This is a genomic window from Cupriavidus sp. GW822-FHT02D05 (assembly GCF_058802485.1).
In genome coordinates, this window is the sequence record NZ_JBXAOE010000031.1 from 22,124 (window position 1) to 41,464 (window position 19,341).

At 63.3% G+C, this 19,341-nt stretch carries 15 protein-coding genes and 2 pseudogenes; 10 read left to right on the top strand and 7 right to left on the bottom strand.

Annotated elements, in window-relative coordinates; translation table 11 throughout:
- Positions 1-41 precede the first annotated feature (41 nt).
- Positions 42-863 carry an AraC family transcriptional regulator gene (locus tag AC1RQK_RS31740; RefSeq protein ID WP_492813339.1) on the top strand — a complete coding sequence of 274 codons (822 nt, stop codon included), beginning with the start codon at positions 42-44 and terminating at the stop codon, positions 861-863.
- A gap of 93 nt (positions 864-956) precedes the next feature.
- Positions 957-1,361, top strand: coding sequence for a cupin domain-containing protein (locus tag AC1RQK_RS31745; protein WP_492813341.1), 405 nt, complete (start codon positions 957-959; stop codon positions 1,359-1,361).
- 44 nt (positions 1,362-1,405) lie between these two features.
- Here the strand turns inward: AC1RQK_RS31745 and AC1RQK_RS31750 are convergent, their stop codons facing one another.
- The gene (locus tag AC1RQK_RS31750; protein WP_492813343.1) at positions 1,406-2,482 is read right to left on the bottom strand and encodes an MBL fold metallo-hydrolase; all 1,077 of its coding nucleotides are present in this window, start codon (positions 2,480-2,482) and stop codon (positions 1,406-1,408) included.
- A gap of 156 nt (positions 2,483-2,638) precedes the next feature.
- Positions 2,639-2,923, bottom strand: a complete 285-nt coding sequence (locus AC1RQK_RS31755; RefSeq protein ID WP_492813345.1) for a cupin domain-containing protein — start codon at positions 2,921-2,923, stop codon at positions 2,639-2,641.
- Between AC1RQK_RS31755 and AC1RQK_RS31760 the strand changes: the two genes are divergently transcribed.
- The 5 genes and pseudogenes from AC1RQK_RS31760 to AC1RQK_RS31780 all read left to right on the top strand — a co-directional run.
- Entirely contained in the window at positions 2,922-3,182 is a 261-nt protein-coding gene (locus tag AC1RQK_RS31760) for a hypothetical protein (protein WP_492813347.1), read from the top strand. The genes AC1RQK_RS31755 and AC1RQK_RS31760 overlap by 2 nt on opposite strands.
- 922 nt (positions 3,183-4,104) lie before the next feature.
- A complete protein-coding gene (locus AC1RQK_RS31765) occupies positions 4,105-4,839 on the top strand; it encodes an XpsR family transcriptional regulator (protein ID WP_492376580.1) in 735 nt (244 codons plus the stop codon).
- A gap of 78 nt (positions 4,840-4,917) precedes the next feature.
- The gene (locus AC1RQK_RS31770; RefSeq protein ID WP_492813349.1) at positions 4,918-5,184 is read left to right on the top strand and encodes a cupin domain-containing protein; all 267 of its coding nucleotides are present in this window, start codon (positions 4,918-4,920) and stop codon (positions 5,182-5,184) included.
- Positions 5,185-5,270: 86 nt separating this feature from the next.
- On the top strand, positions 5,271-6,992 hold the full coding sequence (locus AC1RQK_RS31775; RefSeq protein ID WP_492813351.1) for a dipeptidase: 1,722 nt from the start codon (positions 5,271-5,273) through the stop codon (positions 6,990-6,992).
- A gap of 65 nt (positions 6,993-7,057) precedes the next feature.
- Positions 7,058-7,171 (top strand): annotated as a pseudogene (locus AC1RQK_RS31780) (MarR family transcriptional regulator); the annotation flags it as partial.
- A gap of 75 nt (positions 7,172-7,246) precedes the next feature.
- On the opposite strand, the gene AC1RQK_RS31785 reads toward AC1RQK_RS31780, so the two are convergent.
- Positions 7,247-8,686 (bottom strand): purine-cytosine permease family protein, encoded by a 1,440-nt coding sequence (locus AC1RQK_RS31785; RefSeq protein WP_492813353.1) that lies wholly within the window; start codon positions 8,684-8,686, stop codon positions 7,247-7,249.
- Positions 8,687-8,954: 268 nt separating this feature from the next.
- Complete coding sequence (locus tag AC1RQK_RS31790; RefSeq protein ID WP_492376584.1) at positions 8,955-9,683, bottom strand: cysteine hydrolase family protein; 729 nt, start codon at positions 9,681-9,683, stop codon at positions 8,955-8,957.
- 141 nt (positions 9,684-9,824) lie between these two features.
- On the opposite strand from AC1RQK_RS31790, the pseudogene AC1RQK_RS31795 reads away from it, so the two are divergent.
- The 3 genes and pseudogenes from AC1RQK_RS31795 to AC1RQK_RS31805 all read left to right on the top strand — a co-directional run.
- Positions 9,825-9,992: pseudogene (locus AC1RQK_RS31795) on the top strand (conjugal transfer nickase/helicase domain-containing protein); the annotation flags it as partial.
- Positions 9,993-10,827: 835 nt separating this feature from the next.
- Positions 10,828-12,780: a S8 family peptidase gene (locus AC1RQK_RS31800; RefSeq protein ID WP_492813355.1), complete on the top strand. Its 1,953-nt coding sequence runs from the start codon at positions 10,828-10,830 to the stop codon at positions 12,778-12,780.
- A gap of 13 nt (positions 12,781-12,793) precedes the next feature.
- Complete coding sequence (locus AC1RQK_RS31805) at positions 12,794-13,297, top strand: hypothetical protein (RefSeq protein WP_492813357.1); 504 nt, start codon at positions 12,794-12,796, stop codon at positions 13,295-13,297.
- Between the two features lie 147 nt (positions 13,298-13,444).
- Here AC1RQK_RS31805 and AC1RQK_RS31810 read toward each other — a convergent pair whose 3' ends face one another.
- The 3 genes from AC1RQK_RS31810 to AC1RQK_RS31820 all read right to left on the bottom strand — a co-directional run bounded on the left by AC1RQK_RS31810 (position 13,445) and on the right by AC1RQK_RS31820 (position 19,340).
- Positions 13,445-14,548: a helix-turn-helix domain-containing protein gene (locus AC1RQK_RS31810; protein ID WP_492813359.1), complete on the bottom strand. Its 1,104-nt coding sequence runs from the start codon at positions 14,546-14,548 to the stop codon at positions 13,445-13,447.
- Between the two features lie 505 nt (positions 14,549-15,053).
- Entirely contained in the window at positions 15,054-18,173 is a 3,120-nt protein-coding gene (locus AC1RQK_RS31815; RefSeq protein WP_492813361.1) for an efflux RND transporter permease subunit, read from the bottom strand.
- Between the two features lie 6 nt (positions 18,174-18,179).
- Positions 18,180-19,340 (bottom strand): efflux RND transporter periplasmic adaptor subunit, encoded by a 1,161-nt coding sequence (locus tag AC1RQK_RS31820; protein ID WP_492813363.1) that lies wholly within the window; start codon positions 19,338-19,340, stop codon positions 18,180-18,182.
- Between the last annotated feature and the right edge of the window lies 1 nt (position 19,341).

The following is a 19,341-nucleotide window of genomic DNA, read 5'->3' on the forward strand; positions in this document are numbered from 1 at the left end:
CCCTGACATCGGCGAGAAACCGCGGCCAGGGATGGAACATCATGCCGTTGAAAGACACCCACACCCCAAAGGACTGGGTTCTGCGCGCGCCGCAAGCAGGCCGCATGGAACGCATCGAGGCGTTCTTTTCCGGGCATGGCTACGATCCGCATCGCCACGATACCTATGCCATCGGACGGACGCTGTCGGGCGTGCAGCGCTTTCAATATCGTGGTGCAGAGTGCAACAGCGTGCCTGGCGGGACCATCGTGCTGCATCCCGATGAAGTCCATGACGGCGAGGCCGGCACCGAGGCTGGCTTCCAGTACCGGATGTTGTATATCGAGCCAGCGTTGATCCAGCAGGTGCTGGGCGGCAAGCCGCTGCCCTTTATCAAGAACGGCCTGTCCTCGGATGCGCGGCTGTGCGAAGCGACCGGCGTCTTGCTGCAAAGCATGGAGAGCCCGCTCGATCCGCTGGAGGAGGACGATGCGCTGTTCGATCTCGCGCATGCCCTGAGCGCCGCGGCCGGCGCTCGCGCCAGGCACCAGGGCTATGACTACCGGGCCGCAGAGATCGCGCGGGGATTTATGCACGGCGCGCTACACCGCACGGTCACCTTGAGTGAGCTGGAAGCGTGCAGCGGGCGCGATCGCTGGAGCCTGTCGCGCGACTTCCGCTTGCTGTTCGGCACCAGCCCTTACCGCTACCTGACCATGCGCCGGCTTGACCTGGTCCGCTCGCTGCTGATGCGGGGCCAGTCGCTGGCCGATGCCGCGCTGGCCGCGGGCTTCATCGATCAGAGCCACATGACGCGTCACTTCGGCAAGGCCTATGGCATGTCGCCGGCACGCTGGGTGAAGATGCAGCAAAGACTGCGCTGATGGCGCCGGCTGAGAGCTTGCACGATCGTACAAGATTTCGCGCGCCGGCCTTGCTAACGTGTGCGTTCATGACAAGGCAAGGAGATACACGCTATGCAACACGATCTGGCAAGCGCCCCACACAAAGAGCCCGGTGAATACAAGAGCCTGAACTTCGCGCAGAAGCTCGGCCTGATCCATGAGCGCTGGACGCCGAAAGTCATCGCCGAGATGAACGACTACCAGTTCAAGCTGGTCAAGATCGAAGGCGATTTTCTCTGGCACCACCATGCCGAGACCGATGAGGCGTTCATCGTGCTGGAGGGCGCGCTGCGCATCGATTTTCGCGACGGGCACGTGCAGCTATCGGCCGGCGAGATGTTCGTGGTGCCCAAGGGCGTGGAGCACAAACCTTTTGCCGAGACGGAGGTGAAGCTGCTGTTGATCGAGCCCCGGGGCGTGCTGAATACCGGCGGCGAAGGGGGCGAGCGGACGGCGGTCAACGACGTCTGGATCTGATCGCCCCGCCCGCCCTGCCCGCCCCCGCCCTATCCTCCCGGCGCTCAGGCCTTGCGATAGCGTGCGATGCCGTCCGGGCCCACCTCCATCACGGCCTCTTTCCGATGCACGAGATAGTTCAGGTGGGCAATGCTCTCGCCGGTTGCCATGCCGAGCAGCCCGGGCTCGGCGCCGATGGGGCGGGAGAATAGCTCGCCGAAGACATCCACCGCCCGCCTGGGCTCGGCCAGCGCGGCGCGCAGCCGGTCCAGCGCGTGGTGCTGGCTGCGCTCCAGATAGTCGATACGCGCGTGCAAGCCACGGAAGGGCTCGTTGTGTGCCGGCAGCACCAGTACGTCGTCCGGGACTTCCCGGCGCAGCTTGGCAAGCGAGGCCAGCCAGTCGCCCATCGGATCGGCATCGGGCTCGGTCGGGAAGACCGATACGTTGGAAGAGATGCGCGGCAGGATCTGGTCGCCGCTGATCAGGATCTTCAACGCCTCGCTATAGAGGCAGGCGTGTTCGGGCGAGTGGCCGTTGCCAACCACGACCCGCCACTGGTGCTCGCCAATCGTCAGGTTCTCGCCGTCGCGCAAGCGCCGGTAGCTGTCGGGCAAGGCATGGACGTACTTGCCGAAGCCGCCAAAGCGCACGCGGTAGGCCTCGATGGCATTGTCGCCCCAGCCTGCGCGGCGATAAAAGCGCACGCCGTCTTCCGGTGCCTCGCGCCCGGTGTCCGCCGCGAGCACGCGGCAGTTCAGGTACTCCAGCCGGGTCATCCACAGGCGGCAGGCAAACTTGCGGGTCAGCCAGCCGGCCATGCCGATATGGTCGGGATGCATGTGCGTGACGAAGAGCCGGGTGAGCCCGTCCGCCAGCGCCCCACCCTGCGCGAAAAGCTCGCTCCAGGCGGCGGCGGTTTCGCTGGTTTGCAAACCGGCGTCAACCCCCGCCCAGCCTGCGCCGTCGCGCACCGCCCACAGGTTGATATGGCTCAGCGCGAATGGCATCGGCATGCGGATCCACAGCACGCCCGGTACGATTTCAATCGCGCTGCCAGGCGCCGGCGCTTCTCCGCAGGGGTAGTCGAGAACAGGCTTGCTCTCGGTCCCGGGTGAGGGGGTCAGACTCTCGTCGCTCATGTTGTTGTTTTCCTTGGGTCCGTGCGGACATGCCAGTTGCGCCACGTGGCGCTCCGGATACTGCACCGGCATGGGGCAAGGCTGCGCATCCTTGCGTGCGACGCCGTGAGCGATTCTACCGAGGTCCGGCCGTTCGCGCAGCAGCACGTACCCGGCTCAGCCGGCGCGCGCGGGCGGCGCGTGATCGCCCGGACCCGCCGGGTCGGCCATCAGCGGCGCAGTCGCCACGCCCTTGGCGCCGCGGCGGCGCCAGCCTGCCGGCGGCATGCCGAACTCCGCCGGCAGCGCATCGATGCAACGGCGCACCGCCTCCACAAAGAGCAGTTCGGACAACCTGGCAAGGACGATCTCGGTACCGGCCCGCCATTGCCCCGCCTCGGCCGTTGCGAACTGCAGCGAGGCATCAAGCCAGGCCGAACGGGGATCGTTGCGCAAAACCATGTTCGGCGAGACCGCCCGGGCGATCCACACGGCCACCCGCGAGTTCACCTTCCGCTACCGCTCGCCGGCGCACTGGATCGAAGTGTTCCGCACCTGCTATGGCCCGATGCACAAGGCGTTCGGCGCGCTGGACGCCGGGAAGCAGGCGGCCTTCACCGAGGAAGTGATGGCGCTGATGGTGAGTCGCAACCGCTCGGGCGATGGCACGCTGGTTTTGCCCAGCGAATATCTCGAAGTGGTGATCGAACGCAACCGCTAATGCGCAGCGCGAAGCGTGCCCTGAAAAACTGACAACCCTGGTGAAAAAAGAACTTCAGGCATTCGATCGCAACCGGCGCCAGCTCCCTACTCTGCTGGCTGGTATCCACCCCCTTTCAGCAGGGTACTGAAATTGCTGTACTGCAGCACACTTACCAACGGCAACTCGATTGACCCTGTTGTTGCCATTCCTTGAGGGTGTAGGCGATCTCCCCGGCCTACACCCCTTTTTCCCCTTCCTCTCTCCATTTGAAGGGCCAGGACGCGTCAATCCAGGGGCGTTTTCACAAAACCAATCCCCCCATCAGAGGGGATGAAAATAATAGATGCGGCGTAACTCCTGGCATTCCATCGTTTTTATGTCAGACATTAAAATATTGCAATGCGTATCACAAATAATCTCGGATATAGTGCGTCGCAACAATTGAATATTTAGCATTTTATTTATTTCATATCGATTTACTGCGGGAAGTAACTCAGAATATGAACGGTTCAGACCGACAGGCATGAACTGGCTATTTCAGTTTCCAGCACCGTGCAAGACAAATACAACGAGCGAGGCCGCAGCCGGCGCGGGAGGGGGGAACCTCCGCATCGTGCAGCCGACCCGCCGGACACATCAAACAACCACGCGGCACGCGCGGCGCTGCAAGCGCCGGGCGGCACGTTGTGGAATCGGTGAAAACGGGGTCCCACCAAAAGGTAGGGGGGCAAAAGTGCAGCACACAGGGGTATTCACGCGTCAGGAACTAGACAACTACTTTGCCTCGTACGTAGGGATGGAAGGCGGAAACCCCAGGGCCAGTCTCTGGATCTGCGACAGAAGCCCGCATCCCTGGTACGAGCGCCTGGCGGGGCCATTGCGGCCGCGCACGGAGCCACCGGCATGGGATGCGGAGTTTCGCGCGAAGCATCGGGAAGACATGGGCAAATGGCTGAACCACCAGCGCATTGCCCGCATCATGGCCGCAGCGCGCGCGCAAGCGCTCGGTATCCGGCTGGATGACAATGACTGGAAGGCGTACTACCGGGACGAGCTCTACGCACCCGACGGCGCGCAATTCAAGCTGAACCTGTTTCCGCTGCCCGTCATGCTCGATGGCCTGACACCCTGGTCCAAAGTGTTCCGCGGCCAGTCCGAACTCGTGCCCAAGGATCGCTACCTGGACCTGTGCCGGCATGGCGGGCGATTCCGCTTCCTGCGCACGCTCTGCGCGCACTGGCGGCCCAAGGTGGTCGTCTGCATCGGCTATCGCCAGGCCGACGACTTCGTACGCGCATTTGGGCTCGAGCAGGTCGCATGTGAAGAGCGGCAATTGCAGCCGGCAGACCAGGTAAGAATCCTGCACATCTACAAGAGGGATGGCACCACATGGATCGTCTGCCCTGCACTCGCAGGCAGCGCGGGGCTGACCTCCGACGTGCAGCTCAACGCGTTCGGCAAGCTGCTCGGCGCCAGCCTGGCGCCGAGCGACTTCGACCACCCTCCCGCGGCGGCATGCGGTCCGGGCAGATTGCCGGAGAGCCTGAATGCGCTGTTGGCCGGCAATGCATCTGGTGGACTGCCAAGCGGCGGATATCCTGCCCAACGGCATCACCACCCTGACCCAAGGGACGCGCGGCAACACCGGTCCGATTTCGTGCCCCAGGCCATGTAGCCGCCAGGGCCATGCGCCGGGCCTACGGATTACGCCTATATTCAAAGACCGAACCAAGCGCACGGACAGGGAGCAGCCATGGATCCTGAAGCCTTTGCCGGTCTCCTCGCTCGCGAGGGGTTCCAGGAAGTCGTCACCGTCACCCGTGAGGCTAACGGATCTCTTGACGTCCATGCGCATCCCTTCGAAGCCAGGGCGCTGATTCTCGAAGGCATGCTTTACCTGGCCACCGAAGGCGAGGAACAAGCCTTCCGGGCCGGGGATGAATTCCACTTGCGCGCCAACGAAGCGCACTCGGAGCGCTACGGGCCACAGGGCGTGAAGTACATGGTCGGCAGGAAATAGCGCGCCGCGGCTGCCGGCCGCCCGGCGGGATTTGCACCAGTTGGCCAACTCATGCGAACATCCTTCGTTTTTTGGGAGCCCTGCCCATGAAACGCTCGACCTTGCTCGCATCGCTTGCCCTGCTCACGCTGGCCGTGGGGCAGCCCGCGCTCGCGGACACGCTGAAGAAACCCGGCCTCGACGCACTAGCCGCCGCCGCGCAGGCCAGCCCGCCAGCCGATTTCAACGCATTCCTGAGTGCGGCAGCCAAGGCCGATCCCTCGCTGGCAGGCAGTGTCACCGCCTATCAAAAGCACGCCCCGCTGCACGGCGACGACCTGACCAATATCGGGCGCCTGCTGGGCCTCTATAACCGGATTCACAACCACCAGGCGGTGATCGGCGCCATCGAGCGCATGGTGGCCTTGCGCACCGTGCGCGACGACAAGATCCCGCAGCATGAGAACCCCGCCATCATCGCCTTCGGCAACCTGGTGGAAGGCATGGCCAAGGACTTCGGCCTCACCTTCCGCAATGTCGACAACCGCGTGTTCGAAGTCACGCTGCCGGGCACGGGCAAGGAAGAATTCGGCTTGCTTACCCACGCCGACGTCGTCCCTGCCGTGGCGGACGAATGGGTGCTGGACGACGGCACCAAACTCGATCCGTTCAAGGTCACGCGCGTGGGTGATTATCTGTACGGCCGCGGCACCATCGACGACAAGGGCTCGATTGCCACCGTGCTGTATGCAATGAAGACCGTGAAGGAAAGCGGGCTGAAGCTCAACCGCACCATCCGGCTGATGATCGAGACCACCGAGGAAACGGGCGGCGACGGCATGAAATATTACCGGCAGCACACGAAGCTGCCCGAGTACAACATCGTGCTCGACAGCAAATACCCGGCCGTGGTGGCCGAGAAAGGCTCGGGCAGCCTGAAGGTGTTCTTCCCCGTGCAGGCCACCGACGGCAACGCTACCGCCATCGTCGGCATGAGCGGCGCGGCCGCCGCCAACGCCGTGCCGCAAACCGCGAGCGCGCAACTCAAGGGCGGCGACCTGAACGCGACCCGCGCCCGGCTTGAAGCAGCACGCGCCGCCTTTATCGAGAAGTACGCGCCGCAGGGCAAGTTCGCCATCGATATCACCCAGCGCGCCGACAGCCTGGAGGTCAAGGTCACCGGCAGTTCCGCCCACGGCTCCCGGCCCGAGGAAGGCGTGAATCCCCTGCCGCGCCTGACGCTGTTCCTGCGGGAATCCGGCATCGCGCTGGCCGACAACCACTACGCCCGCGCAGCGAAGTACCTCGACGACCTGTACGGCACGGGCTACCTCGGCGAAAAGATGGGCGTGGCCTACAAAGACGACTTCATGGGCCCGCTCACCCTGTCGCCCAACCTCGTCCAGGAAAAAAATGGCCAGCTGGAAGTCACCACCAACGTGCGCATGCCGCGCGGCAACACGCCGCAAGCCCTGTCCAAGGCCGTGGCCGACAAGATCAACGCCTGGGCTGGCGCCAACCACGCAACGGTGACCATCAGCCACGACCAGGGCGACTGGATGGCACGCGACCCTAAAGGCGCGTGGCTGTCCACGCTGCTCAACATCTTCGGCGACACCACGGGGCTGGAAGCCAAGCCCGTGCCCACCGCCGGCAGCACCACCGCCAAGCTGATGCCGAATGCCATCAACTTCGGCCCCGCCATGCCCGGCAAGAAGTACACCGCGCACAACGCCAAGGAGTACAAGGAAGTCACCGACCTGGACCTGGACATGCAGATGTTCACCGAGATGCTGATCCGCATCGGGGATCTGAAGACGATGCAGTGAGGACCTGGCGGCTGCTCAGTTCGTCATGCTATGCACCGTCCAGGAAATGGGGGGCTGTTCGCTTCATCGAGAAGACGATTCCCTTCGCCAAAGACGTGACTGAGAACACTTACGGCGATCTCAACCAGGGCGAGCGCATCGCCCTCCTGTTTCTGCTTCGCAAGATGATGAGTATGTAAGCGAATCGAGCGCGGATGGATCCGCATCGCCAATCACGCAGGGCCAAGTTGATCCATGATCGATCCACACTCTCTTTACATGGCCACACATCGCTTGTTAACAGCGAGGCGCTCATCAGACGCATCGGCAAAGTAAGTTCGACCTTTAGTTGCAACCGCCAGAGCAACATGGACCGTGAAGGCAACAGCAAAGCCGATGTACGCCGACAGGCCTGCAAGGATTGGGTCCTTTGCGAAGAACCAGAGCCATGAGGCGACAATCGTGCCCGACAACAGCGCAATGACACCGACCGGATTGCATGCGCGGATGTGGCCGGTACGATATTCAATCGGGCCAGTCACGATTTTCAATGCACCGCGGACTACGACAATGTCCGATACGACACAGGCGACCCAAGAGAGCAAAAAGATGCCAGTCCATTCCAGATAGACGGTAAGGTTACCCAGCACGTTGAACCACATCAGGGCGATCGACGCAGCAGTTACCATCAGGAGCCAGAATCGGCGGTGGAGCTTGCGTGCCCCGACGGCTTCGGCCCCGGACGCAAACGCTACGGAACTCACATGGAGATTCGTCAGGTTCACGCGGATTTGCGACACCCATGCCAGCGCAACACCGGGAAGCAATCCAATCAATCCGATGAAGTAGATCGATGGGTCCACGCTCCCGGTCACAAGCGTGAAATACATACCCAGGGGGATGGCCCCAAAGAAAAGCAGCGCATACGGCAGAACAACGCTGATGAGCGCCTTACGCTTGAACTCTTCGGCCCGGATGAAGCGATTGTAGTCCGCGGCCTCGAATGGATTGATACCCACCGTCCCCGCCAGCGCCGCAACAATCGCGATGGTGCCGGCGACACCCCCAACCGCGCCCGCGGGCATGGCCGTGAACATGCCGGACGGCATTCCGGGATTCTTGTTCCACGCAGCCACAATCGCGGCCCCAAGGAGAATGACGTAGACCGGCACGGTCCATGCAAGAATCTTCGTCATGGTGTTAATGCCATTCCAGGCCATCGGCAGAAAGATCAGGGAGACCACCACGTACCAGATCTGCTCGGGGATATGAAAGATCTGGTTAATGGAGTGAGCCAGGATCTGCCCCTCAGTCCCGGCATAGATGACAAAGGTGCTTGCATAGATAGCGGAAGGGAGAATCGAACCCACTGCGCCAAAGCCAGTTCCCCGGGTCAGCAGTTCGGCGGTCAAGCCTTCTTGCGATGCGGTCCGGCAGACGATGAGCGTGAGGACGACCAAAATCACGAACGAAATGACGAGGCCGGACCACGTCGCGGCGGCGCCGCTCTTGGCCAGGAACAGCCCCCCGACGAGTACAAAGAAGAAGGCTGTGACGAAGCCAACCAGTACGGTGAGAATCGAGCCTGCTCCACGCTTAGCGTGATCAGGCACTCTCGAACGGGCATAGTCGTCATGCTCGCCGGAAGCGGCATCGGCTCCTGATGCATGCGGAACTACCCCGCTGCCAGGTGTAATTTCAGAGGTATTGGACATTTCGCTCTTTCGCCTGGCTTCAGGCCCGATTGATTTGGTTGGTCGTACAGTCCAGCACATGGGCAGGTAGCTGGGGCCTTGTGGGCCGACCTGTCAGGCCTGTGCTGGCAAGCTTGCAATCCGCCAATAAAGCGCATGAGCGCGGGGCGAAAAGGCGGTCATTCCGCCGCGCGAACCTTCCTCACACGCCGCGCTGTCGTGCCTCTTATGGCACCTCTGTATGCGTCGAGCGCGTATTCGATTCATTTGGGGTGGCGTGTCTACACGACTACTTGGCGATGCTCGGCAGGACGTTCGCTGTCATCGAACGATGAGGTGGGGTCCCAAGCTTCTCCGTCAGTTCGTCCGCAAGCATCAGGTCGACGAAGGTGGGATACAGGTTATTCAGCGTGGCGTTGTGTTCCTCGTCGCTTAGCGTCGCGTTAGCGTCTGCAACGAACACGACGTCATAGTTCAACTGGTGGGCATCGCGCGCCGTGGACTCGGAACAGCAGTTGGTGAGTGTGCCGGTAATGATCACTGTTTCGATGCCGCGCTCCATCAGCCGTTCGTGCAGTGAACAGGTTCCGGGCGTAAATGCACTAAAGCGTGTTTTTTCGACGATCCAATCACCCTCTCGAACATCAAGTTCGGGCCAAAGTTGATGCTCTCGCGCACCACGGCGGAAAGCTGCGCGGGATAGAGCGGCGACTTCCGGGCCACAGAACCTTTCGTACCATCGCGTCCACGGGGTTCGCTCATGCGGATCGTAGGTATATCGCAGGAACACATTGACCCCGCCGCCCTCTCGCACTGCAGTACATATCCGGTTGACGTTCGGAACGATTTCACGCGCAACAGGCACTTCTACGGGAGCACCAACTTCCAGAAATCCCACCTGGAGATCGATGACAAGGTGTGCGGTGCGCGTTACATCAATCGGCCTTGGTGTCAGGTGTCCGCCACGCTGACGTTGGGCGCGCTCCACGATGTGGGGCGAGAGCTTGATTTGATGCATTTATCCCCTCTTGCTGTGCGAGACGGTTGAAACGAGTTCATCCGCCACTTTTGCTCATATCGAGTGTCTACACTCTATTTCATAAGAAGAAACAGGGAATATAGGTAGATACCATGAGCGTAGTCACTGTATTTAAGAGCGATCCCCCGCAAGTATCGCGCTAGGGAAGCCCTCCGATTGCAAGCTGCCAGATTGGTTGAAAATCAACGATGCTGCCAACAGGCCGATGGACTGAATATCTGGACGTACGAGGTGACGGGGCCCCGCAAGTCGAGGCGGCTTCACGGCTACCTTCTTGCAGACCCGAAGCGTTTCCTTATCTCTCCCATCGGATGCGCAACAGGCCTCTTGTGCGCATCGTCGCCGGCCTCGGCGTGCTTCTCGCTTTCGATGGGCTCGACTTTGCCGTGGCTACCATCCTGATGCCGATAGTCCGGAGGCAGGTCACCACCGAGGCCATCGTCGCCTATGGGGTGGTGGCGTTCCATGATTTTCGAAGCGCAGGCCAAGGCAGTCGCACTCCCTAATGCGCCATCGACTGCATCCGGGATGCCAAGGGATCACTGATGCGCGCACAGCGGCTGTTTCAATTGCTGGGGGTACTTTCTATTGTGCATTGGACGCAGAAGTATGTACCCATCAAATCGCCACATGCCGCAGCGTGTGCGCGTCCTGATCCATTTCCTGCTACGCCGGCTGGGCCTATCTGCTTAGCAATCACGCTTGGCACGACGATGGACGCGCTCACCATCCTGAATCATGGCCGCCACAGGCAACCGCCCCGTTGAACACGGCCCTGCCCCCTCATGTGAGACAGAACGTCGGTTTTTGTGAGACACAGCGTCAAGTGACGAAATGATAACTCTGCAAAAATTGGCGCCGGTTCGTGGTACGCGCCACCCATCTAGCAAGAGCGCGGCCCGGGCCTGAGTGGCACGCGACCTTCGATGGCAAGCACGACTCGCTTGCCGCCACCTGGCCGCGCACGACCAGGCCACCCCAAAGGCTCTCGATAGCAGCCCGGCAGCGCAGCTTGTGCGCGGCGCAGCGCGCCGCGGCTTGCCGGCACCATGCAGTTCCTGCGGGATGCGCCCGGCACGAGCCATAGCGTACTGAAAACACAATATTGAAGGCGGGAAATCTCATGTTGAAAAGTAGGACGACATTCATATCGCTGACACTTCTGGCCGCCGCCGCGCTCTCGGCATGCGGAGGTGACAATCCAGAGAACGCGGCCGCGAACGCTCAGACGCCCGCCGCGCCCACGCCCACGCCGGTGCCCCCGGCGTCCACCTGCGCCGAAACCGGCGTGGATGCGAAGTTCGCCTGCCAGACCGGGGCCACGGAGCCGCTCTACATCTACCAATGGGCGCTCAAGCAGGCCACCAGCTACTTCAAGTCTTTCTCCGGGATCGCGGATGGCGTCACCGATCTCAACGTGGAAGACGTGCACGCCGCGGGCATCAAAGGCCAGGGCGTCAATGTCCTGGTGCTCGATGACGGCGTCGATATCGGCAATGAGGACCTGGCCGCCAATGTGAACAAGTCGATGACTTACAACTTTGACGACGGCACCAACAACCCCACGCCCGCCGATATCCCCAATAACGTTTCGGAGGCCCATGGCACCCATGTCGCCGGCATCATCAGCGCGGCGCAGAATGGGAAAGGCGTGATTGGCATCGCGCCCCGCGCCACCCTGGGCGGCGCGCGTTTCATCGGCACCGCGAATGCCAGTATCTTGCAGGCCTACGGCGGTGCCGACTGGTCCAGGAACGCCCACATCATCAATGCATCATACGGAGGCAATCCCGTAGTGCCGGACGAGTACGACACCGAATCCGGGAGCAGCTCCGTCATCAGGGCCTTTCCAAACCTGAGAAGCGGCAAGGGCCTGGTCATGGTGAAGGCCTCAGGCAATGAGTACAACAACACCGGCGGCGACAACCCCAGGTTTTGCCCGGATGTCGGTGGGATACGCGGCGTCATCAGTTGCGAGAATCCCGCGAACGACACAGAGGCGCTGGAGCCAGGCGTCATCCTGGTCGGCGCGGCCAACGCCAAGGGCATCAAGTCAAGCTACTCCAACGCGGGGGCGGTCAACTGGATCACCGGGCTTGGCGGTGAATTCGGAGAAGCGGGACAATACGGCGAGCTCGGCTCCGGTCCGATGATCTTCTCGACCGACCTGAGCTCTTGCGCGAGAGGCTATAGCCGCAACTTCCTGGAACTCACCAACGCATTCAGCATTGGCGGCAGCGCAACCAACAAGAAAGATAACCCGAACTGCGACTATGCCAGCATGAATGGCACCTCGGCCGCCACCCCGACCATTTCAGGGGTGGTTTCACTGATGCTTGCGGCAAATCCAAACCTGACGTGGCGAGACGTGCGCGAGATTCTGCGCGCAACCGCCAGGAGAATCGATCCGGACTATGGCTCGCGCGACAACCGGAATCTCCGGCTTGACCTGAAGCAGGGGACGTTCACCGCCAGCGAAGATGCCGGCCTCGTCGATGGCAGCCAAACGGCACGGCTGGACCTGGGCTGGCAAAAGAATGCCGCGGGCAACTACTACTCGAACTGGTACGGCTTCGGCCTGGCGGATGCCGCGGCCGCTGTCAGGCTGGCGAAGGCGTACAGTGCCTACAAGCCGGCAACCCTGGCCATTGGCGACTTCACCAAGGCGTTCGCCGATAGCGCCCAGCTCAAGTACGGCTCGGTCCAGAAACTGGGGCAGTTCACGGTCGGCGGCAATGACAAGGTGGATGCCCTGCAGCTGAGACTGAGCGGCTCCATCTGCGTCGGCAGCGTTGGCGTCTTTGTCAAATCGCCCTCCGGGACCATTTCCGCACTCGCTGTTCCATACAACAGCTACTACAGCACGGGCGTTCCGGAAGTGAAAAGCTACGGGCTAGGCAGCTATGCATTCCATGGCGAGAACGCCGCCGGGAATTGGGAGGTGTATGCGGTCAGCGTGATGCCGGCCACCGCAGCGCCCGGCACGTGCAGCAGTTTCCAGCCAGAAGCCGACGGCGTCAGCGTCAAGCTCAGCAAGCCCTTGGCTGTTGAATACCGTGTGATTGCCGCGAAATAACGGGGCGAGGAGAATGATGATGATGAAAATGAATTTGTCCTTCAAGGGCTTGCTGTGCGGCGTCGCAGCGCTGGCCACCACGCTGTGCTACGCAGGCGCGTCGACTTATGTGGCTGGGCAACAGCTGTCGCCCGCGCAATTGAAGAGCCTTGCGGGCGCAACGGTCGTTCGCCTTGGCAGCCAGTCGCTCCAGACGCTGCCGGCCTCGGCCACGGCGAAGAACGCGGGAGCCGTGGGCAGTGCGGTGACGCTGGTCGTCAACGATCGGGGCGTTGTGGGCGAAAGCCGCAACGAGGTGGTTGTTTCGCAAGTATCGACCCAGGAAGTCCAGCAGACGATCGGCAAGCTAAGCCACGCCGCAATCGGGGTCCAGTACTTTGACCACATGCGCATCAGCCAGTTGACGTTCGCTTCGTTCCAGGACGCGGTCAGCGCCAGGGAACAGCTCAAGACACTGCTTGCACCGGGGGCGGCGGTCGATGTCCCGATCCGGTATGGCAAGCCCAAGGTGCGCTGAGCCGGCTTTCGCGGCCGGAGTCACGCCTTCCTGCCGCGCTTGAAGACCCCGGCCGCCCGGGGCGTTGCCAATGCGACGGTGCTTGCCTGGCGTGCTACACGCAGTGCGGCGGGCAAGCGATCGACATCGAGGATGGAGGCCTTGCAGTCAGGCGCCGGCACCGATGGCAGTGAATTCGCTCCGGAGGCTCTCCAGCCATTCGTTGATGGTGGCAGCTTCGCTGCCGTTGGCCGACGCCGCTGGCCAGTTGTTGCGGGGACGCTCCGCGAGCGCGCGCACCTCCCGCGGACTCAGGCTGAAGCGCCGGCGAAAGGCGCGGCTGAACGTGCTCTCGTTGGAATAGCCGTAACGATATGCCAGCTCGGCGATACTGAGCCCGCTGCCCTTGGATCGGGCCAGTTCATCGAAACAGCGATCCAGCCGCCTGCCCTGGATGTAGGCGTTGACACCGCCGTCGCTCTCGAACAGCCGATAGAGGCTGGCTCGCGACAGGCGGAAGACGCTGGCAACCTGCTCCGGCGAGAGCGCTTCCGTGGCCAGATGTTGTTCGATATAGCGCCGTACCAGCTTGCGCATGCTGCGGCGTGCCGCCGTTTGCACTTCGGGCTCGCTATCGCGCAGCTTGGCGCCGCTGCCCTCCAGCATGATCAGCGCCGCGGTGACCGATGCGGCCGTCTCCTGCGCTGTCAGGCTGGCGCCGGCCAGCATGAGTTGCGACAGGTGAGACGCCAGCAAGCGTGTGGAACCCTGGCCGGCATCCAGCACGGTGCCGTGCAGGTTGCAACTCCTCAGCGAGGCGGGAAGGCGGTCGCGCGGCACGGTGAGGGTGATGTTCGAGAACGCCGGCGTCCGGCTATCCAACGTCCGCCCCAGGTCGAGCAGGCTGATCGATCCCTCGCTCGCATGGAACGGCCGGTTGCCGTACTCGCCCTGAACGCCGCCCGTGACGTAAAGCTGGATCAGGATGTGGTCGATATTGCTGCGCCGGATCTCGACGCTGCCCCGCTTGAAGCGATGCGCCACGGAGCCCCCGACACGGGCGATCAGGCTGTCGCCCAGATGGACGCCCTTCAGCTCGGCCGAGAAAGCGTCAGATGCGGCACCAATCTCGACGTCAAAGAGCGGCGATAGCGCTGCGCGCCAGAGTTCGCCGGCGTCGGGAAGCGCCCGCCCATCAAGCCGGACATGCACTTGCGGCGGCGGCGGCGCCGCGCCGTCTGCCTGCGCGCAGGTTTCGGGTTCTGCCGCCATCTGTGCTGATGCTGGGCCTGCCACGCGGTTCTTTCCTTTTTGATTCATCCGACTTTCGTGTGGGTTGATGCATCGCTGGGCCAAATCCAGCGCTGCCGTAGCTCCCCTCTCCCGCATGGCGGGAGAGGGGTTGGGGGAGAGGGCGGGCCCGCGCAAGAGCGAGGCGCATCACGTTGAGCGAACGCCCACCCTCTCCCCCGGCCCCTCTCCCATTTCATGGGAGAGGGGAGCAAACCAGCGTTTTGCTTCCCGCCACTTATCCACGCGAAAGTCTGAATAACCTCTTTTTTGGGGGGCCGGTAAAAGGCTTCGGCGCGCTCCGCATCGGCACCCCGTCCACCCCACCCGGGTGTGATGCCATGCGGTAGCGTGCGCGCTGGTGCCGCTGCAGGGCACATGATATCGAATGGATGAAGCCATGCGTTAGCGCGGCGGCTTGCCCCAAATAAAAACGCCCCACCGGGACCGCGTGGGGCGTTGCCTGACTGTGCGATGTCTCTGCGCGTTACACCGGCACGTCCTTCATCGGGTCCGGTTTCCGGTTATCGAACCAGCGATACAACGTCGGCACCATCACCAGTGTCAGCAGGGTCGAGGTGATCAGCCCGCCGATCACCACCACCGCCAGCGGGCGCTGCACTTCGGAGCCCGGGCCGGTGGAGAACAGGAAAGGCACCAGCCCCAGCATGGCGATGGTGGCGGTCATCATCACCGGGCGGAAGCGCTGGGTCGCGCCCTGGATCACGGCCTGGTCCAGCGACAAGCCGGAGTCACGCAGCGTGCGGATGTACGACACCAGCACCACGCCGTTGAGCACCGCCATGCCCCACAGGGCGATAAAGCCCACCGAGGCCGGCACCGACAGGTACTCGCCGGTAACGAACAGGCCGATGATGCCGCCGATGGAGGCAAACGGCAGCACGGTGATGATCAGCGTGGCAAAGCGCACGGAGTTGAACAGCAGGAACAGCAGGAAGAAGATCGCGGCGATGGTCACCGGCACGATGATCTTCAGGTGGCCCATGGCGCGTTCCATGTTCTGGAACTGGCCGCCCCACTCCAGGTAGTAGCCTTCCGGCAGCTTGACCTTGGCGTGTGCGGCCTGCTGCAGCTCGGCGACGAAGCCGCCGAGGTCGCGGTCCTTCACGTTGATCATGACCACCACGCGGCGCTTGGCCATTTCGCGGCTGATCTGCGCGGGGCCGTCGGTGACCTCGATCTTGGCCACGCTTTGCAGCGGCACCTGGGCGCCGTTGGGCGTGGCCACCAGCAACTGGCGGATGGCCTGCACGTTGTCGCGGAACGCCTCGGGCAGGCGCACTGCGGCGGCAAAGCGGCGCTCGCCTTCGAAGATGTCCGTGGCGCGCTTGCCGCCGATGGCGATCTCGATGATGTCGTGGATGTCGGAGGCATTGAGCCCATAACGCGCGATGGCCTGTCGATCGATCTCGATCGACAGGTATTGCTGCCCGGAGATCCGCTCGATGCGGATGTCCTGCGAGCCCTGGATGCCACCGGCAACCCGCGCGATCTCGCCGGCCAGCTCGCGCAGCTTGTCGAGGTCGTCGCCGAACACCTTCACCGCCACGTCCGAGCGCACGCCGCTGACCATCTCGTCGACGCGGTCGGAAATCGGCTGCGCCATCACGATCTGCACGCCGGGAATGGCCTTGAGCTTCTCCCGGATGGCGTTGGCGATATCGTCCTGGGTCCAGCCGTCGGGCCACTCGTCGCGGTCCTTCAGGCTAGCAATCGGCGTCGATTCGTTCTGGCCCTGCGGGTCGGCCGGGCTTTCGCCGCGGCCTACGCCGGACACCACCGACTTCACGCCGGGCACCGACAGCACCAGCTTGTTGGCTTCCATCTCCAGCTTGACCGATTCCTCCAGCGAGATGTTAGGCACGCGGTCCAGCGCCGGCACGATCGAGCCCTCTTTCATCTCGGGGATAAAGGAGGTGCCCAGCAGCGGCACGATGGCCACGGTGGCCATGAATGCCACCACCGCGCCAATCACGGTCTTGCGGCTATTGTTCAGCGCCCAGTGCAGCATGCGCAGGTAGTGGCGCTTCATGAAGGCGATCAGCCAGGTATCGTGCTCCGCGCCGCCCTTGAGCAGGTAGGACGACAACACCGGCGAGAGCGTCAGCGACAGGAACAGCGAGATCGCCAGCGCAATCGAGATGGTGAACGCCAGCGGCGCGAACATCTTGCCTTCCATGCCGGTCAGCGTCATCAGCGGCAGGAACACCAGGATGATGATGCCCACGCCGACGATCACGGGCGTGGCCACTTCCTGCACCGCCTTGACCAGGATCTCGGTCTTGCTCATGCCGCTCTTGTCGCGGTGGCCGAGCCGCTCGAACGCGTTCTCCACCACCACCACCGAGCCATCCACCATCAGGCCGATGGCGATGGCCAGCCCCCCGAGCGACATCAGGTTGGCCGACAAGCCCACCTGGTTCATCACCATGAAGGTCATCAGCGGTGTCAGCACCAGCGTGGCCAGCACGATGACGGACGAGCGCACATCCCCCAGGAACAGGAACAGCACGATCACCACCAGCACCACGCCTTCGAGCAGCACCTTGGTGACCGTCCACAGCGCGGAGTCCACCAGCTCGCTGCGGTCGTAGTACGGCACGATCTGCAGCTTGCCCGGCAGCATGCCGCGCTCGTTGATCTCGGCCACGCGGGCCTTGACGCGGCTCACCACTTCCTTGGCGTTGCCGCCGCGCATCATCATGACGATGCCGCCGACCGACTCGGTCTCGCCGTTCTTGACCAGCGCGCCCTGCCGTACCTCGTGGCCGATGGTCACGTTGGCCACATCCCGCACATAGACCGGCGTGCCCGCGACCTCCTTGAGCACGATGCTGCCGATATCGTCCACGCCACGGGCCAGGCCCACGCCGCGGATCAGGTACTGCTCGGCGTAATGCGGCAGCACGCCGCCGCCGGAGTTGGCGTTATTGCGCGCGAGCGACTGGTAGACCTGCTGCAGCGTGACCTGGTAATGCCGCATGCGGTCCGGGTTGACCAGCACCTGGTATTGCCGGACAAAGCCGCCCTGCGAGTTGATTTCCGCTACGCCCGGGATGGAGCGCAACAGCGGGCGCACCACCCAGTCCTGCGCGATGCGGCGCTCGGAGAGTTCCTCGGTCGTGAGCGCGCGGTTGCCGTCGTCGACGCGGTCCAGCGTGTACTGGTAGACCTCGCCCAGGCCGGTGGAGACCGGGCCGAGCACCGGCGTCACGCCCTCGGGCATGCGCCCGGCCACCTCGATCAGGCGCTCCATCACCAGTTGCCGCGCAAAATAGACATCCGTCGCATCGGTAAACACCAGCGTGATCAGCGACAGGCCCGCCTTGTTGAGCGAGCGCATTTCTTCCAGGCCCGGCAGCCCGGTCATGGCCATTTCCACCGGCACCGTGACAAAGCGTTCCACTTCCTCCGGCGAGCGGCCGGTGGCTTCGGTGGCGATCTGCACCTGCACGTTGGTGACGTCGGGGAAGGCATCCACCGACAGTTTGGTTGCCGCGCGCAGGCCAAAGAAGAACAGCACCACCGCCAGCACGCAAACCACCAGCCGCTGTTTGATGGCGGCTTCCACAAGGGATTTCAGCATGATCGATTACCCCTGTTCCAGGCGCTTGCGCTCGTTGTCGAGGTGGAAGGCACCATCCACCACGATGCGCTCGCCCGCCTTCACCCCGCTTTGCACCACGCGCATGCCGTCGCTCTCGGCGCCCAGCTTGACCTTGACCTGGCGGTACAGGCCGCCGGCCTGCTCCACGTAGACCAGCTCGTCGTTGCCGTCGCGCACGATGGCGGACTCCGGGATCACCAGTTGCTCGGACGCAGCGCTGGCAATCAGCATGCTCGCCAGCATGGCCGGCTTCAGGCGCCCTTCGCGGTTATCCAGCTCGGTGCGGACCAGCACGGTACGCGTTTGCGGATTCACGGTGCGGCCCACGTAGATGAGCTTGCCGGTGATCTGCTTCTGGCCCGCGCCGTTGCCAAGGGACGGCACCTCGATGTCCACGCTCTGGCCCTCGGCCACCAGCGCGGCCTGCTGCTCGGGCACTTCCGCCACCACCCACACGCGCGACAGGTCGGCCACGGTGTAGAGCGCATCGGCCGGCTGCACCACCTGGCCTTGCGCGACATTGCGCTCCACCACGGTGCCGCTGATGCTGGAGAACACCGGCGAGTAGGAATCGATGCTGCCGCTCTTGGCCAGTTGTGCCACCGCGGCGGCCGACATGCCAAGCACGCGCAACTGGTCGCGATAGGCGCGCATCTCGGCCGAGGAAATGGCCAGCTCGCTCTCGCGGCGTTGCAGCTCGCCGCGGCCGATCACGTCGGCGGCGAACAGCTGGCGCGCGCGCTCGGCGTTGCGGGCCTGCAGCTCGGTCTGCGCCTCGGCCTTGAGGAAGGCCATCTGGGCCGCGCCCAGCTCGCTGCTATGCAGGCGGGCGAGCACCTGGCCCGCCTTGACCTCCTGGCCCAGGATGCCGTAGAGATCCGTCACGCGGCCGGTCACGCTGGCGCCAATGCGCGCCACGCGCTGCTCGTCGAAATCGATGCGTCCGGACACGCGCAGCATTTCGCTGAACGGGCTGGCAGCCACCGCGGCCACCTTCAGGGTTTTTTGCAGCGTCTCTTCCGGCTTGACGACGCCGGGCGGCTGCTTAGGCGGCTCGGCGGCCGGTGCGGGTTCATCGGAGCAGCCAGCGAGAGAAAACAGCAGGGCTGCGGTTGCCGTCAGGGAAAGTAGAAAATGGGGGCGCATG

Excerpts from the sequence above, each read along its gene's own strand:
- AC1RQK_RS31760 (WP_492813347.1), top strand. The coding sequence starts at position 2,922 with ATGTTCGGCGAGACCGCCCGGGCGATCCACACGGCCACCCGCGAGTTC.
- AC1RQK_RS31740 (WP_492813339.1), top strand. The coding sequence starts at position 42 with ATGCCGTTGAAAGACACCCACACCCCAAAGGACTGGGTTCTGCGCGCG.
- AC1RQK_RS31805 (WP_492813357.1), top strand. The coding sequence starts at position 12,794 with ATGATGATGATGAAAATGAATTTGTCCTTCAAGGGCTTGCTGTGCGGC.
- AC1RQK_RS31745 (WP_492813341.1), top strand. The coding sequence starts at position 957 with ATGCAACACGATCTGGCAAGCGCCCCACACAAAGAGCCCGGTGAATAC.
- AC1RQK_RS31800 (WP_492813355.1), top strand. The coding sequence starts at position 10,828 with ATGTTGAAAAGTAGGACGACATTCATATCGCTGACACTTCTGGCCGCC.
- AC1RQK_RS31765 (WP_492376580.1), top strand. The coding sequence starts at position 4,105 with ATGGGCAAATGGCTGAACCACCAGCGCATTGCCCGCATCATGGCCGCA.
- AC1RQK_RS31755 (WP_492813345.1), bottom strand. The coding sequence starts at position 2,923 with ATGGTTTTGCGCAACGATCCCCGTTCGGCCTGGCTTGATGCCTCGCTG.
- AC1RQK_RS31815 (WP_492813361.1), bottom strand. The coding sequence starts at position 18,173 with ATGCTGAAATCCCTTGTGGAAGCCGCCATCAAACAGCGGCTGGTGGTT.
- AC1RQK_RS31820 (WP_492813363.1), bottom strand. The coding sequence starts at position 19,340 with ATGCGCCCCCATTTTCTACTTTCCCTGACGGCAACCGCAGCCCTGCTG.
- AC1RQK_RS31790 (WP_492376584.1), bottom strand. The coding sequence starts at position 9,683 with ATGCATCAAATCAAGCTCTCGCCCCACATCGTGGAGCGCGCCCAACGT.
- AC1RQK_RS31770 (WP_492813349.1), top strand. The coding sequence starts at position 4,918 with ATGGATCCTGAAGCCTTTGCCGGTCTCCTCGCTCGCGAGGGGTTCCAG.
- AC1RQK_RS31750 (WP_492813343.1), bottom strand. The coding sequence starts at position 2,482 with ATGAGCGACGAGAGTCTGACCCCCTCACCCGGGACCGAGAGCAAGCCT.
- AC1RQK_RS31785 (WP_492813353.1), bottom strand. The coding sequence starts at position 8,686 with ATGTCCAATACCTCTGAAATTACACCTGGCAGCGGGGTAGTTCCGCAT.
- AC1RQK_RS31775 (WP_492813351.1), top strand. The coding sequence starts at position 5,271 with ATGAAACGCTCGACCTTGCTCGCATCGCTTGCCCTGCTCACGCTGGCC.
- AC1RQK_RS31810 (WP_492813359.1), bottom strand. The coding sequence starts at position 14,548 with ATGGCGGCAGAACCCGAAACCTGCGCGCAGGCAGACGGCGCGGCGCCG.